Consider the following 13,569-nt stretch of genomic DNA (forward strand, 5'->3'; position numbering starts at 1 on the left):
CGCCCAAGGTCATACGTCTGGTTACGGCAGGTCTCCTGGCTCGCGGGTCTCGGCTCCGGCCCGGCCTTCCCGAATCCCGGCCTCGCTCCGGGCATTCAGTGGCACGAAAAGGGCAAAAGCTCGCCGCTCACAGTTGCGGGGACAGCTTCGGATTAAGCAAGAAAACCGCCGCACCGAATTCCCATCTTAGCCCCAAATCTACCGACCCGGGGAACCATAACCACTAGATACGGTAGCGGTTATCCCGATCCTGTCAAGGCGATTGTGTCCTTGACAAGCCCCTGATTACGCAGGCGCCAGCGCTTCCTGACCGATGCCGCCACGCACCGCGCCAGCCTCCACATTGCGCCACAGGACCGTGTGGTCCGCCGGCAGCGGGCGGCTGTTCGGCATCGACAGCCAGAGCCGGAACAGCATGCGGCTGCGACCCTGCGTGTCATCGTCGGTGAAGGGCGTGCGGCCGTGATAGACGACATGGTTGTTCAGAAGCTGAATGTCGCCCGGCTCCAGCACCATCTCGAAAGACAGTTCCTCCATCGTGGCCTGGAACAGCGCCAGCGCCTCCTTCTGCACGTCACTCATCGGTGGTACGCCGGGAATGAAGGAAGCCGCCTCAATATAGGTCAGCGAGTAATGGCTGGTCAGCTTGCCGTCGTGAAGCCCGAAGATCGGCAGCGGGTAGGCCACCTGCTCCGCCCCCTTCTCCTCGCCGAAACGGCTGCGGTAATAGGGCTGGCACAGCACTTCCAGCAGATCCGGCCGGCGCTCCCGGATGGTGTTGTACACCATGGGAGAGGAGCACAGCTTGCTCACCCCGCCATTGGCGGCCTGGCGCACGCACAGCAGCCCGACCACATCGCAGCGGTCGGTGTGGAAGCGCAAGGCCCCGTTCGACAGGGTGCGGGCATAGGAGGACAGGAAGGTGCCGTTATCCTGCGTCTGCACCTGGCCGTAGCGTTCGCCGACGACGGCAGCGCCCTCGTCGCGGATCTCGCGCATCAGCTCGCCGCGGTTGTTCTGGAACAGCGTATGGCCCAGCTGCTTGCCGAGACCGAAATACAGCTTCTTCAGCTGGGCTTCGGAATAGCGATCCACCGGGATACGGCGCAGCTTCACCATGCCGCTGCCATTCTCAAGCTCTTCCCGAACCGCATCCAGCCTTGCGGACAGCGCGCCCAGCGGAAAATTCTCGCGGGTGATGTCGTGCCAGGCGATGCCCTGCGCCTCGACATGGGCAAGGGCCGCGTCCAGCGCCGCAATCTCCCCCGCTGTCAGCTCGAAAATCCAGCGGCGCGACATCGCCATGTCGCTGCCATGCCAGACGCAATCGCCGTCAATCCTCGGTAACGCGGTCATATCAATCTCCTCCCCCGGTCTTGCTGCCGTTCGCGGCAATCATGTCACGCGGGCAAGCCGGCAGACAAGAAACCGCTACCAGACGAACCGGCCCATCAGATATGTCGGGCGCACAGGCTTGTCGGCGATGAAGCCGCGCCAGGCGGCATCGCTGGGCAGCATATTGCCGCTCACGCCCAGCGCCGGCCCATGGATGCCGTCGGCCACCAGCGCGCTGTCGCAGCCGAAGCGGCTGGCCCCCTCGATATCATGGCCCAGCGAATCGCCAACGGCGAGGATGCGCCCCTTGTCGGACAGGCCCAGGCTGGCGAGGCAGCTGCGGTAGATCGGCGGGTGCGGTTTGCCGTGCCACTGCACGCGGCCGCCGCGGCGTTCATATTCTTCCGCCACCAGGCCGATGGCCTCGGCCAGCTTTCCGCCATCGACGCGGTGCGTGTCCGGGTTGGCGCAGACCATCGGCAGGCCGCGCGCCAGCCCCTGCGCGATCAAGCCCTTATAGGCCTCCAGCAGGCCGGAATCGCGCGCATCGCCGATCAGCAGCAGGAAATCCGCCTGACCGACATCCTCAACCAGATCGATATCGACCCCATCCAGGAAGCTCGAATCGCCGGGCCGTCTGGTCGCGTAGCAGCGGCGGCCAAGCCCGGCATAGAAATCATCTGCCCCGTGCTTGCCCCGGCTGGCGAGGCCGCGCCAGGCATCCTCGCCCGCCGAGATCATCTCGTCATAGAGATCGGGCGTGAAGCCGATGCGCGCCATCAGCGCGACATTGTAATCGTTGCGCTTGCCGGAATTGGACAGCACCACCACCCGCTTGCCGGATTCCCGCAGGGCCTTCAGGCAGTCCAGCGCCCCCGGATAAGGCGTCTTGCCGTCATGCAGCACGCCCCATTGATCCAGGATGAAGCCGTCATAGCGGTCCGCGACCGCGCCGAGGCCGGCGATCGGCTGCGTGCCGGACCAGCCGGTATCGGCTTGCGGAGAGCTACCGGCGGACATCCCTAGCGCCCCTCGCGGCGCAGCGCCGCCACTTCCTCTTTCAGCGCGCGAATCTCGGCGATGATCTCGTGATGATCGCCGCCCAGCGCCGCGCGGGTTTCCCCTTCTTCGGCATGGTGCTCCTGCGCCATCGCATCGACGATGATGGCGATGAACAGGTTCAGCACGGCGAAGGTGGTCAGCAGGATGAAGATGATGAAGAACAGCCAGGCATAGGGATAGACCTCCATGACCGGCCGCACGATGCCCATCGACCAGCTTTCCAGCGTCATCACCTGGAACAGCGTGTAGAAGGACGCACCGATGCTGCCGAACCAGTCCGGGAAGCTGGCGCCGAACAGCTTGGTCGCCATCACGGCGGCGACATAGAATACCAGCGACAGCAGCGCCACCACGGAGCCCATGCCGGGTATCGCGCGCAGCAGCGCATGCACCACCTTGCGCAGCGAGGGCACGACGGAGATCAGCCGCAGCACGCGCAGGATGCGCAGCGAGCGCAGCACCGACACACCCTCGCCCGCCGGCATCAGGGTGACGCCGACCACCAGGAAATCGAAGATGTTCCAGGCATCGCGGAAGAAGCGCAGGCGATAGACGACCAGCTTCAGGACGATCTCGATGATGAAGATCGACAGCGCGATCCGGTCGAGCACGATCAGCACCGGCCCCGCTAGATTCATCGCCGTCGCCGAGGTTTCCAGGCCCAGGGTGACGGCGTTCACGATAATGACGCCGATGATGAAATTCTGGAACGCGCCCGATTCGATGAAGCCCTTCAGCCTGTCCACCATGTACGCCCTGTTCCGCCAGATGCAATTGCGAGGCTTTCATGCCGTGAAGCGGCAATAAAAGCAATCGGGCACCATTGACCAGCTGCCATAGGATCGACGGCCCGCTTCTGCTATAGCTGCCCGATGGCTGACGATCTCGCCCCCTCCCCGCGGCGCCGGAAATGGCGTCGGGCCACGCTGCTGCTGGCAGCACTGGCGCTTCTGGCGCTCGCCGCCCTGGTCCCGATGGACAGCGCCGTGGTCGGCGGCTTCCTGCAGGATGCCAGCCAGACATTGAAGGGCTGGGTGGACGATCACCCGATTATCGGCGCCATCGCCTATGTGCTGGCCACCGCCTTCGGCAAGCTGGTGCCGTTGCCGGCCGGCGGGCTGCTGATCCTGACCGGCGGCTACCTGTTCGGCACCCTGCCGGGCGGCTTGCTGGCGGCCATGGGCGGCGCGCTGAGCTCCGGCATCGCGCTGATTGTCAGCCGGCAGCTGCTGGCCGGCTTTGTCGAGCGGCGTTTCGGGGCGCGTGTGGAGGCGGTTAAATGGATCATCGCCGAGGATGCCTTCAACTATATCCTGTCGATACGGCTGATCCCGATCATGCCGGCCTGGCTGTCCAATATCCTGCCGGCCCCCTTCGACATACCGGTGCCCAAGGCGATGCTGGCCACCTTCATCGGCGTGCTGCCGGTGTCCTTCATCCTGGCCAGTATCGGTGACGGCATCCAGACCCTGACGGCGGAGGCCGAAGAGCTCACCGTCGCGGTTCTGCTGAAGCCGGAAATCCTGCTGCCGCTGACCGCCATGGCCGTGCTGGCGCTGCTGCCGGTGGCCGCCAAGCACTGGCGGCGCCGGCGCGCGAAAAGGCGATTACAGCCGCCCCCAGCGGACCGCCAGCCAGAGCCGTTCGTGCAGGATATAGCAGAACAGGCCCGTCCCCGCCGTCACCAGGGCGAAGCCGCCGGCCTCGGCGAAGGAACCGGTCAGGGCATAGGCGAGAAGCCCGGTCGTCAGCAGCCCCAATAGCTGCCAGGAACAGGCCTTCAAAAGGGTGCGCAGTCTGGTCTCCATGATTGGCGCCTTCGGGAAAACGGGTTGATAAAATCGGGTGCCCGATATCTGCGCGCGCCACCCCTTCCCGGCAAGGAGAGTGTTATGCGCTTTATCCATAAAAATACTGCTTCTACCTATTTTGTGATTTTTATCCCGATTTCTGATAAACTCCCTCACCATGAAACATGACAAGCGCCTGCTGTCCCGGCTGTTCCGCGAAAGATTGGCCATTGCCCTGGCCGAGCGCGACATGACGGTAAGCGTCCTGGCGGCGCGGGCCGGCGTGGACCGATCGACCGTGGCGCAGCTTCTCTCCGCCCCCGACCCGAGGTTGCCGAACGGCCTGGTGCTCGCCAATCTGGCCAGCGCGCTGGGGGAGAGCGCCGACTGGCTGCTCGGCCTGTCCAGCCAGCGCGGCGCGGTCACCGATATCGTCGAGCAGTCGGTGCAGGTCGCCGAAGCGGCGCGCCATCCGTTCGACGAGCAATTGCGCCGCTGGTATCGTGAAGCCGCCGGCTACAAGGTGCGCCATGTGCCGCAGACCCTGCCGGACCTGCTGAAGACCCCGGCCCTGCTGGAGGTGGAGTATGGCAGCTCCCTCGCCCGGTCTTCCGACCAGGCGATTGCCGATGCCGCCGTGCAGCTCGACTATATCCGCCAGCCCGATACTGATATCGAGGTCGCTTTCGCGGCGCACCGGCTGCGGGATTTCGCCGATGGCGCCGGTATCTGGGGCCGCATGCCGCCGGCCAGGCGGCGCGCGGAACTGGAGCAGATGGCACAGATGGCGCGCGATCTGTACCCGTCGCTGCGCGTCTTCCTCTACGATGGCAGCGCGCTGTATTCGGCCCCCTTCACCGTGTTCGGGCCAAGCCGCGCGGCGCTTTATCTCGGTCAGCGCTTCCTGGTCTTCAGTTCAGCCGTACATATCCGGCTGATGATCCGCCATTTCGACGATCTGATCCGGGGCGCCATCGTGCAGGCGCACGACTACGCCGACCATGTGATGCGGGAGGTCGCACGCCGCGACTGGCGCTAGAGCCTTTCTCTCTCGCTCTATTTCTCCACCATCGCTTCCTTCAGCCAGCCGCGCACGGTCTGGGTGGCAATGTCGGAATCCCGGCGCGGGTGCCATTGCAGGAACAGGTCCAGCCTCGGCATGTCGATGGGTGGCGGCCGGCCGATCAGCCGGTATTCGCGCGGTACAGTGGACAGGAACCGGGCCGGTAGCATGGCCAGAAGATCGCTGGTCGCCAGCAGGCGCGGAATCGTCATGAAACTGTTCACCGTTACCCGCACCTGCCGCCGCAGCCCCATGCCGGCCAGGATATCGTCCACCACACCGTACGGATCGCCGAGCGCCGACAGAATCAGGTGCGGATAGGCCAGCCAGCGGGCGAGGTCGAATTCTTCCGCCGCCGGATGGTCCGGCCGCATTGCCACCGCATAGCTCTCGCAGGATAGCAGTTCCCGGCGCATCTCCGGCCGCGAGGAGGGCAGCACGATGGTGATGGCGATATCCGCCTCGCCGCGCAGGATCGACCGGTCCGTCTGCTCCGGCCCCAGCCAAGGCAGCACGGCGATGCCCAGCCCGGGCGCCTCGCGCGCTGCCCGCGCATAGAGTTTTGGCGTCAGCAGCTCTGCCGCCAGGTCGGTCATCACGATGCGCACCGTCTGCTCGATCTGCGAGATATCGGGCGCGACCGGCCCTGCAACGATCACCGCCAGGTCGGCCAGAGCCTGCCGCAGCGGCTCACGCAAGGCCTCGGCTCGCGGCGTCGGCTTCATGGCCGGGCCGGCGCGTTCCAGCAGGGGATCCTTGAACAGATAGCGCAACCGCTCCAGCGCGTTGGAGACGGCCGGCTGGGTCAGTCCCAGCCGCTTGGCCGCACGGGTCACATGCTGCTCCTGCAGCAGCGCATCCAGCGTCACAAGCAGGTTGAGGTCAAAATTCCGCAAATTCACCATATCAATTATCTAACATAATAACTATCCATTGGAGGAATAGTTTAACACAGCCGATATCCCTCTCAACACGACGGGCAACAGGCCCTTCGCACACACTTACGAGAAGGAATATCGCCATGATCGCATTTACCAAGAATGCCTTCCCTGCCCTGCTGATCGCCGGTTTCGTCGGCCTCGGCTTCACCTCCGCCAATGCCGCCAACTTTTCCGGCGCCAGCGATGGCGGCCCGGCCGTCAGCGTCTCTGGCAACCCGCAGGCCGCGGCTCAGCCGCAAATCACCCTGGTGGACCGTGGCAATGGCCTGAGCGATGCCGGCCCGGTTGCCGTCATCCGCTATGGCGAGGGCCGCAGCTACGCCAGCACCAGAATCACCGACGCACCGCGCAACGCCCCGGTTGCGCTGGAAGAGATCGACGTGAAGAACTGAGCCCTCCCGCTTCACGTTCCCTCTTCCTGAACGAAAAGGCCGGCGCCTCCCCCAGCGCCGGCCTTTTCTCGTTAAGCGGCAGCGATCAGCGTTCTGAGCTGAAATGCTGCTTCAGATAGCCAAGGATGAGCTGCTTTTCCTCCTCGGGATAGTCCGGCATACCCTGCGTCTCGATCATCCAGCCCCACAGATCGTCCCAGCGGGCGTCGGTGATGTGCTGCTGCTTGATGATCGCCGACGAATGGCAGGCAGTGCAGGCATAGAACGTCTCCTCCGCCCCCTTGCCGTCGGGCAGGCCACCCAGTTCGGGATTGCCTTCGGCCTGCTTTTCCGCCGGCTTGCCCGATTGAGTGCCGGGCGCCAGCGGATTGAAACCGGGACGGGCCAGCGGGTTGTAGCCCTGCGCCAGAGTGCCAATCAGGGGGGCGCCGGTCAGGGGAAGCGCCAGCAGAAGGGCAAGAACAAGCATTGATGAAAATCGCATCGGGCGGTTCATCCTGAGAAAGTCGAAAAGAGAGCCACCCGCATCGCTGCGGGTGGCATGGGAAGAGTGTCTCGAATCAGGCCGCGAACATCGCGATGCGGTGCATCATGTTGTTGCCGTAACCGCGCGGGTTCCAGCCCGGCACGGTGGCCGGCTGCATGTTGCCGTCCTTGTCGGTCGCGCGCGCCCAGACCTCGTAATAGCCCTTCTGCGGCAAGGTGACATTGGCGCGCCAGCGCTGCCAGGCGAAGCCGTTGGCCGGCTTGTCCAGCTTGGCTTCCTGCCAGGTCTGGCCGAAATCGATGGAGACATGCACCGATTTCACGTCGCCCTTGCCGGACCAGGTCTGGCCGCGCACCTCGGTCGCCTTGCCGATGCCGACCTGCACCCCGGTTTCCGGGAAGGTGACCAGCGACTTCACCGGCATCTGCTCCATGACCACCATGTCGGATTTCGGCACTTCCGTGCCCGGCGCCACCGGATAGGCCGGCAGGCGGTAGGAATAGCCGGTCATCTTCGGACCATCATGCTCCTTGTCCCTGAGCGTGATCTTCTGCAGGTATTTGTGCGAGGCGGACCCCGGATAGCCCGGAATGACAAGGCGCAGCGGGAAGCCGTGCAGGGCCGGGATCGGCTGGCCGTTCATCGACCAGGCAATCAGGTTGGTCTCCTCCATCGCCTTTTTGATCGGCACGCCGCGCGAGATGACGACCTTCGCCGGGTCGCCCGACAGGTGCACGTCATTGCCGTAATGCGCGGTATAGACGGCGCTGTCCTTCACGCCGGCCGCCTTCAGAACGTCGCGCAGACGCACGCCGGTCCATTCCGGGCAGCCGACCGCGCCGAAGGTCCACTGGTTGCCCGAGGCCCCCGGCTGGAAGAAGGCCCGGCCATTGCCGCCGCATTCCACCCACAGCCGGTAGGTCACGGTCTCGAAATTCTTCTTCAGATCGTCCATCGTCAGCGTCAGCGGCTTATTCACCTCGCCGTCGATGGTCAGCGTCCAGCCGTCGGCCTTCGCATCCAGCGCCGACTGCGGCACCATGCCGTTCATGCGCACGAACATGCGTTCATAGGGCGTGATGTCGTCATCCAGCAGGTGCGCCGGCGTCTCGGCATTGACCGGCCGGTCGTTCAGCACGGTGAGCCCCTTCTTGGCGCTCATCAGATCCATGCCGGTATCCTGCGCGAAAGCCGCCGGAATCAGCCCCGCCGGCATGTTGCGGTGGAACGGAATCGTGGCCCCGACCATCGCGGCCATGGTGGCGAGGCCGGCATTCTTCAGAAAGCCGCGCCGGTTGGCGTCCGGCACTCGGCCGAAGACGATCTGGTCGGCATCCTCCGGCTTTTCAGCATAGATAGTGCGGATTTCCTCGGCGGTGAGATCGCCCGGCTTGCGGTCTTCTGACATGCTTTCCTCCACAGACTTTTCTGGTTCGACGCAATACGCATCGAAAGAGGAAACGGACAGGCCCGCCGGTTTATTCCATCCGGCTGCGACATTCTGTCAAAAGAGCGGATAAAGGCGCCGGCTGTCAGCCGACGCAGGGTGCTTCGTGGATCGTCTGGCCAGCGCTGGCGATGCGGCTTGCACCAATCTGGCGGCTCCAGCGCTCGATATGGGCGATAATGTCGGACAGGCGCTGCGGATCCATGCCGATGGCGACCACGGCATAGCCGGTATCGCCGACACGCCAGGCATAGCGCGTGACATCGCCCTTGCTGAAATCCTGGACCGTCTCGTCCAGCGTCTGCGGCACCGTGCCGATCCACAAGCCGACCTGACAGCCGCGCCTGCCCATATAGCCGGCGAACAGGCCGGCCTTCGAACCCGACGGCGAAACGACGACGCGGGCCAGCGACAGGCGAGCGGCATGCAGGTCGGGGATCGGCGTCCACACGCCGGAACGGTTGACCATGGTGTCGTTGGCGTCGAGCAGGAAGCTGACGTCGCGCTCGCCATTCACCCAGGCGAGGTGCAGCTCCGTCGCCTCCCCGATCCAGCCGGCGACCTGGTCATTGCCAGCACGCTCCTCGAGCAGGAAGGCACCGCCGACGATCAGCAGCAGCACTGCCGCCACTGCGGCCACGGCACGCATCCGCCCCAACCGGCGGCGCCGGCCGAGCGCCCCGTCCAGCCGGCGCAGGCTGGCCGTCAGCAGCGCCGGATCGGGTTCCAGCGCGGCACGCGCCCCGGCCTTCAATCGGCTGATCTCGGCGACAGTCGCGGCGAAACCGGGATCGGCGGCAATATGCCCGGCCATGTCGGCGCGGCTGGCGGCATCCAGCTCGCCATCGACATAGGCGTTCAGCGCTTCCCAATCGGCCTGCTTCATCATCGCCGTGCTCTCACGATCCCCATCTCACGATCCGCGTTTGGCGCGCAACGCCCGTACATTGCTCTGCTGCAACGCAGCATGCAAGGCCGCACGCGCGCGGCTGATGCGGCTCATCACCGTGCCGACCGGAACTTCCAGCAATTCCGAGGCCTCCATGTAAGTGAAACCGGCAAGATCAACAAGACACAGGATTTCCCGCGCCATCGGGGAAAGCCGGTCGAGCGCCTGGTGCACGGTGATGCCGTCGATCAACCGCCCCTCCGATGCCGACAGATCGGGGATCAGCAGGGATTCCTCCGCATCCAGCAGGGTTTCCATGATTTTGCGCTGCCGGTCGATCCACAGATTCCGCAGGATCTTGAACAGCCAGGCCCGCAGGGCGGCCTCGTCCTCCGGCACGCGCATGGCGTCCAGCGCCCGCATCGCGCATTCCTGCACCAGATCCTGCGCCTTCTCCTCGTCGCCGGTCAGGCTCAGCGCATAGCCGAACAGACGCGGCAGATAGCGTCTGAGACCCCTTTCCAACTGGTCGGCTCGGCTGGCTCTGTCGAACATGCGGCTGCGGCTGGCCTCCGCGCGACGGGCCGGCGGGACATCCCGCCGGCGCATCGCGTGTTGAGCTTATTTCTTATCCACCTCGGCAAACACTTCGCGGGCGTTGCGGAAGGCATCGATGGCAGCCGGCACACCGCAATAGATCGCGGTCTGCAGGAACACTTCCATGATCTCCTCGCGGCTGACGCCATTGTTCAGCGCGCCACGCACATGCAGCTTCAGCTCATGCGGACGGTTCAACGCCGTCAGCATGGCGAGGTTCAGCAGGCTGCGGGTCTTCGGCGGCAGGCCGGGACGGTTCCAGATCTCACCCCAGCAATAGCTGGTCACCAGCTCCTGCATCGGCATGTTGAAATCGTCGGCGCTGGCAATCGACTTGTCGACATACTCCGCGCCCAGCACGGCGCGGCGCATCTTCAGGCCCTTTTCGAACATTTCCTTGTCCATCGTTTCCTCTTGCTTGGATTTACGGAATCAAAATCTGCCGGACGGTCGCCCCGTCAGCCAGCCGGTCGAAGGCCTCGTTCAGCCCCTCCAGCCCCTCAATCGTCTCGGACAGCAGCCGGTCCACCGGCAGCCGGCCGCGTCGGAACAAGTCGATATAGCGCGGAATGTCGCGCTTCGGCACGCAGCTGCCGACATAGCTGCCCTTCAGGGTGCGTTCCTCGGCAACCAGCGTGACCGGGAACAGGCTCATCGCCTTTGCCGGGTTGGCGAGACCGGCCGTTACCGTGGTGCCGCCGCGCCGGGTGATCTTGTAGGCCAGTTCCAGCGCCGGGACGGAGCCCGCCATCTCGAAAGCGTAATCGACGCCGCCGCCAGTCGCTTCCTTCACCTTCTCGACGATATCGGGATCGCCGGCATTGAAGGCATCGGTGGCGCCGAGCTGGCGCGCGAGATCGAGCTTGCTGTCCAGCAGGTCGATGGCGACCACGCGCTCCGCACCGCTGACCAGCGCGCCCAGCAGCGAATTCAGCCCGACGCCGCCCAGCCCGATGACCGCCGCCTTGGTACCGGGCTTCAGCTGCGCCGTGTTCACCACCGCGCCGACGCCTGTCAGCACCGCGCAGCCGAACAGCGCCGCCTGCTCCCACGGCAAATCCTTGTCGATCTTCACCACCGATCCGCGCGACAGCACCGCATAGTCAGCGAAGGCCGACACGCCGACATGGTGATGCACGTCGTGGCCCTTGTCGTCATGCAGCCGGTGCGCGCCGGACAGCAGCGTGCCCTTGCCATTGGCGACCGCGCCCGGCTCGCACAGGGCGGGCCGGCCCTCGGCGCAGGGCGTGCACTGGCCGCAGCTGGGCGCGAACACCATGACGACATGGTCGCCCGGCTGGAAATCCTCCATGCCGGGACCGCACTCGACGACCTCGCCCGCCGCCTCGTGGCCCAGCGCAAGCGGGGTGGAACGCGGCCGGTCGCCATTGATGACCGACAGGTCGGAATGGCACAGGCCGGCGGCGCGGATGCGCACCAGAAGCTCCCCCGGCCCCGGCGGGTCCAGCGTCAGCGTCTCGACCCGCAGCGGCCGGCTGTCCCGATAGGGACGCGGCAGCCCGGCCTGATGCAAAACGGCGGCCTTGATCTGCATGTTCGATCCTCCCGGCAGTCTCGTTCTTGTTCGTTGCCGGGATGATAGACCAGCTCCGCCGCCGTGTGCCTTGCAAAATATGCAGCGGCTTTATCGGCGCCAGAACAGGCTGCGCTCAAACAGGCCACGCCAGGAGGCTGTCAGCCGCGAGGGACGGCGTTCGGCCGTTTCAGCCGTGCCATCGACCGATACCGGCCGTCGCCGCAGCCGGCGGACGACCGCCTGTACCTGCGACAGCAGGCCCGGCGGCAGCAGGTGCGGCCGGCCCGGCTCCAGAATGAGGCCGACCTCGGCGATCTCGCCATCGCGCATGTCGCGGATCACCAGCTCCACCGCGCCCAGCGTCACCCGATCGCCGACATTGGGCGTTCCCGGCAGCAGCGTGGCCATCAGCGCGCCGACGGTCAGGTCGCGCTGATGGCGGCTGATCGGCAGATCGTACTCGTCCGCCAGTGCCGACATCTTCCGGCCGCCCTCGAACACGAAATCGCCAAGCCTTACTTCCATCTTGCGATCGGCACCGCGCCGCGCGGTGAACAGCCGGTCGGCGGCCAGCGCCTGCTCCGGCGGGCAGAGCAGCAGCACATAATCGCCCGGATACAGCGCCTCGATCTTGTATTTCGGCACCACGGCGCCGTCCCGCAGCACGGTGATCAGGCGCACCCGTGGCGGAATTTGTATCTGCTTGAACGGCTTGTTCGCCGCCATCGCCGATTCCGGCAGACGATAGCCGATCAGGTCGCGGTCGATCTGCGGCGACAGATCGAGGTCGAGCCTTCCCTCGCCTTCCGGTGTCGGCGGCAATTGCAGGTCGAGCCGGCGGGCCAGCCAGGGCACGGTCCAGCCTTGCAGCAGCAGCGACAGCAGCACGACGATGAAGGTGACGTTGAAATACTGCATGCCATGCTCGATGCCGCCCAGCACCGGGATGATCGCCAGGAAAATCGGCACCGCGCCGCGCAAGCCCACCCAGGAAATGAACAGCAGTTCCTCGCGGCTGAAACGGAAAAGCGTGAGGCACAGGAACGTCGCCACCGGACGGGCGACAAAGATCAGCACCAGCGCAATGATGGTGCCGGGCACGATATCGTCGATCAGCCGGCTGGGCGTCACCAGCAGCCCCAGGATCAGGAACATCACGATCTGGCTGATCCAGGCCATCCCGTCATGGAATCGGCGGATCAGCTGGTTGGCGCGCATGCGCCGGTTGCCGGCGACGATGCCGGCCAGATAGACGGCCAGGAAGCCACTGCCCCCCACCATCTGCGTGCCGCCGAACAGCGCGCAGGCCACCGCGATAACGAACACCGGATAGAGGCCGGGCGCCAGTTCCAGCCGGTTCACCACCAGGGCCAGCGCAAGCCCCACCGCGACGCCTGCCACCGCGCCAACGCCCAGCTGCAGCAGGAAGGAATGGACGATGGTGAAGGTGACGTCGCCGCCGCCGGCAACCAGCAATTCGACCAGGGTGATGGTGAGGAACACCGCCATCGGATCGTTCACGCCGGATTCCACCTCCAGCGTGGCGCCGATGCGCTTGCGCAGTTCCATGCCGCGCTGATGCAGCAGCAGGAACACCGCCGCGGCGTCGGTCGAGGCGACGATGGCGCCGGTCAGCAATCCCGCGATCCAGGGCAGATCGAGCAGCCAGACCGCGGCCAGACCGGTGATGGCGGCGGTGACCAGAACACCGATTGTCGCCATGACGCTGGCCGGCGCCCAGGCGATGCGTATCGACCGCAGCGGCGTGCGCAGCCCGCCATCGAACAGGATGATCGCCAGCGACAGGCTGCCCAGCAGGTAGGCCGCCTGAAAATTATCGAACTGGATGCCAAGTCCATCTTCCCCTGCCGCCATGCCGAGCGCCAGGAAGACCAGCAGCAAGGGTGCGCCGATCCGCGAGGACAGCACCCCCGCAATGATACTGACGACCAGCAGCGCGCTGCCGAGAAAGATAAGCTGGTTGGCTAACTCCATCGCACCCCATGTCCGGCGCGGCCCGGGAGTGGCC

General features: G+C 65.4%; 14 protein-coding genes, 1 pseudogene and 1 riboswitch. Of the genes and pseudogenes, 3 read left to right on the top strand and 12 right to left on the bottom strand.

Annotated features, from left to right (window positions below):
* Positions 1 to 8 precede the first annotated feature (8 nt).
* Positions 9 to 234: riboswitch (cobalamin riboswitch) on the bottom strand.
* A 51-nt stretch (positions 235 to 285) separates the two neighbouring features.
* The 3 genes from BKM74_RS06560 to BKM74_RS06570 form a co-directional block, all read right to left on the bottom strand.
* Positions 286 to 1,356: a TauD/TfdA family dioxygenase gene (locus BKM74_RS06560; RefSeq protein ID WP_245825840.1), complete on the bottom strand. Its 1,071-nt coding sequence runs from the start codon at positions 1,354 to 1,356 to the stop codon at positions 286 to 288.
* A 75-nt stretch (positions 1,357 to 1,431) separates the two neighbouring features.
* Positions 1,432 to 2,355 carry a TIGR01459 family HAD-type hydrolase gene (locus BKM74_RS06565; protein ID WP_086464895.1) on the bottom strand — a complete coding sequence of 308 codons (924 nt, stop codon included), beginning with the start codon at positions 2,353 to 2,355 and terminating at the stop codon, positions 1,432 to 1,434.
* Positions 2,356 to 2,357: 2 nt separating this feature from the next.
* Positions 2,358 to 3,146 (bottom strand): ion transporter, encoded by a 789-nt coding sequence (locus BKM74_RS06570; RefSeq protein ID WP_176342424.1) that lies wholly within the window; start codon positions 3,144 to 3,146, stop codon positions 2,358 to 2,360.
* 225 nt (positions 3,147 to 3,371) lie between these two features.
* Here BKM74_RS06570 and BKM74_RS18845 point away from each other — a divergent pair, with 225 nt between their 5' ends.
* Positions 3,372 to 4,160 (top strand): TVP38/TMEM64 family protein, encoded by a 789-nt coding sequence (locus BKM74_RS18845; RefSeq protein ID WP_407668672.1) that lies wholly within the window; start codon positions 3,372 to 3,374, stop codon positions 4,158 to 4,160.
* Here the strand turns inward: BKM74_RS18845 and BKM74_RS19160 are convergent.
* A pseudogene (locus BKM74_RS19160) lies at positions 4,092 to 4,439 on the bottom strand (DUF2061 domain-containing protein); the annotation flags it as partial. The gene BKM74_RS18845 and the pseudogene BKM74_RS19160 overlap by 69 nt on opposite strands.
* Here BKM74_RS19160 and BKM74_RS06580 point away from each other — a divergent pair.
* Positions 4,366 to 5,226 carry a helix-turn-helix domain-containing protein gene (locus tag BKM74_RS06580; protein WP_086464897.1) on the top strand — a complete coding sequence of 287 codons (861 nt, stop codon included), beginning with the start codon at positions 4,366 to 4,368 and terminating at the stop codon, positions 5,224 to 5,226. The pseudogene BKM74_RS19160 and the gene BKM74_RS06580 overlap by 74 nt on opposite strands.
* Before the next feature lie 17 nt (positions 5,227 to 5,243).
* Here the strand turns inward: BKM74_RS06580 and BKM74_RS06585 are convergent, their stop codons facing one another.
* Complete coding sequence (locus BKM74_RS06585) at positions 5,244 to 6,155, bottom strand: LysR family transcriptional regulator (RefSeq protein ID WP_086464898.1); 912 nt, start codon at positions 6,153 to 6,155, stop codon at positions 5,244 to 5,246.
* Between the two features lie 116 nt (positions 6,156 to 6,271).
* Between BKM74_RS06585 and BKM74_RS06590 the strand changes: the two genes are divergently transcribed.
* On the top strand, positions 6,272 to 6,583 hold the full coding sequence (locus tag BKM74_RS06590) for a hypothetical protein (RefSeq protein WP_086464899.1): 312 nt from the start codon (positions 6,272 to 6,274) through the stop codon (positions 6,581 to 6,583).
* Positions 6,584 to 6,668: 85 nt separating this feature from the next.
* Here BKM74_RS06590 and BKM74_RS06595 read toward each other — a convergent pair whose 3' ends face one another.
* The 7 genes from BKM74_RS06595 to BKM74_RS06625 form a co-directional block, all read right to left on the bottom strand.
* Entirely contained in the window at positions 6,669 to 7,052 is a 384-nt protein-coding gene (locus BKM74_RS06595) for a cytochrome C-552 (RefSeq protein ID WP_245825841.1), read from the bottom strand.
* A gap of 91 nt (positions 7,053 to 7,143) precedes the next feature.
* Entirely contained in the window at positions 7,144 to 8,478 is a 1,335-nt protein-coding gene (locus BKM74_RS06600; RefSeq protein WP_086464901.1) for a sulfite oxidase, read from the bottom strand.
* A gap of 124 nt (positions 8,479 to 8,602) precedes the next feature.
* Positions 8,603 to 9,406, bottom strand: a complete 804-nt coding sequence (locus tag BKM74_RS06605; RefSeq protein ID WP_086464902.1) for an anti-sigma factor family protein — start codon at positions 9,404 to 9,406, stop codon at positions 8,603 to 8,605.
* 24 nt (positions 9,407 to 9,430) lie between these two features.
* Positions 9,431 to 9,961, bottom strand: a complete 531-nt coding sequence (locus tag BKM74_RS06610; RefSeq protein WP_086465071.1) for an RNA polymerase sigma factor — start codon at positions 9,959 to 9,961, stop codon at positions 9,431 to 9,433.
* 66 nt (positions 9,962 to 10,027) lie between these two features.
* Complete coding sequence (gene pcaC / locus BKM74_RS06615; RefSeq protein ID WP_086464903.1) at positions 10,028 to 10,408, bottom strand: 4-carboxymuconolactone decarboxylase; 381 nt, start codon at positions 10,406 to 10,408, stop codon at positions 10,028 to 10,030.
* Positions 10,409 to 10,427: 19 nt separating this feature from the next.
* Entirely contained in the window at positions 10,428 to 11,558 is a 1,131-nt protein-coding gene (locus BKM74_RS06620) for a zinc-dependent alcohol dehydrogenase family protein (RefSeq protein ID WP_086464904.1), read from the bottom strand.
* Between the two features lie 90 nt (positions 11,559 to 11,648).
* A complete protein-coding gene (locus tag BKM74_RS06625) occupies positions 11,649 to 13,535 on the bottom strand; it encodes a potassium/proton antiporter (RefSeq protein WP_086464905.1) in 1,887 nt (628 codons plus the stop codon).
* Positions 13,536 to 13,569 lie beyond the last annotated feature (34 nt).

It is taken from the genome of Oceanibaculum nanhaiense, from assembly GCF_002148795.1.
GTDB classification, from domain to species: Bacteria; Pseudomonadota; Alphaproteobacteria; order Oceanibaculales; family Oceanibaculaceae; genus Oceanibaculum; species Oceanibaculum nanhaiense.

Excerpts from the sequence above, each read along its gene's own strand:
- BKM74_RS06560 (WP_245825840.1), bottom strand. The coding sequence starts at position 1,356 with ATGACCGCGTTACCGAGGATTGACGGCGATTGCGTCTGGCATGGCAGC.
- BKM74_RS06565 (WP_086464895.1), bottom strand. The coding sequence starts at position 2,355 with ATGTCCGCCGGTAGCTCTCCGCAAGCCGATACCGGCTGGTCCGGCACG.
- BKM74_RS06570 (WP_176342424.1), bottom strand. The coding sequence starts at position 3,146 with ATGGTGGACAGGCTGAAGGGCTTCATCGAATCGGGCGCGTTCCAGAAT.
- BKM74_RS18845 (WP_407668672.1), top strand. The coding sequence starts at position 3,372 with ATGGACAGCGCCGTGGTCGGCGGCTTCCTGCAGGATGCCAGCCAGACA.
- BKM74_RS06580 (WP_086464897.1), top strand. The coding sequence starts at position 4,366 with ATGAAACATGACAAGCGCCTGCTGTCCCGGCTGTTCCGCGAAAGATTG.
- BKM74_RS06585 (WP_086464898.1), bottom strand. The coding sequence starts at position 6,155 with ATGGTGAATTTGCGGAATTTTGACCTCAACCTGCTTGTGACGCTGGAT.
- BKM74_RS06590 (WP_086464899.1), top strand. The coding sequence starts at position 6,272 with ATGATCGCATTTACCAAGAATGCCTTCCCTGCCCTGCTGATCGCCGGT.
- BKM74_RS06595 (WP_245825841.1), bottom strand. The coding sequence starts at position 7,052 with ATGCTTGTTCTTGCCCTTCTGCTGGCGCTTCCCCTGACCGGCGCCCCC.
- BKM74_RS06600 (WP_086464901.1), bottom strand. The coding sequence starts at position 8,478 with ATGTCAGAAGACCGCAAGCCGGGCGATCTCACCGCCGAGGAAATCCGC.
- BKM74_RS06605 (WP_086464902.1), bottom strand. The coding sequence starts at position 9,406 with ATGATGAAGCAGGCCGATTGGGAAGCGCTGAACGCCTATGTCGATGGC.
- BKM74_RS06610 (WP_086465071.1), bottom strand. The coding sequence starts at position 9,961 with ATGTTCGACAGAGCCAGCCGAGCCGACCAGTTGGAAAGGGGTCTCAGA.
- pcaC (WP_086464903.1), bottom strand. The coding sequence starts at position 10,408 with ATGGACAAGGAAATGTTCGAAAAGGGCCTGAAGATGCGCCGCGCCGTG.
- BKM74_RS06620 (WP_086464904.1), bottom strand. The coding sequence starts at position 11,558 with ATGCAGATCAAGGCCGCCGTTTTGCATCAGGCCGGGCTGCCGCGTCCC.
- BKM74_RS06625 (WP_086464905.1), bottom strand. The coding sequence starts at position 13,535 with ATGGAGTTAGCCAACCAGCTTATCTTTCTCGGCAGCGCGCTGCTGGTC.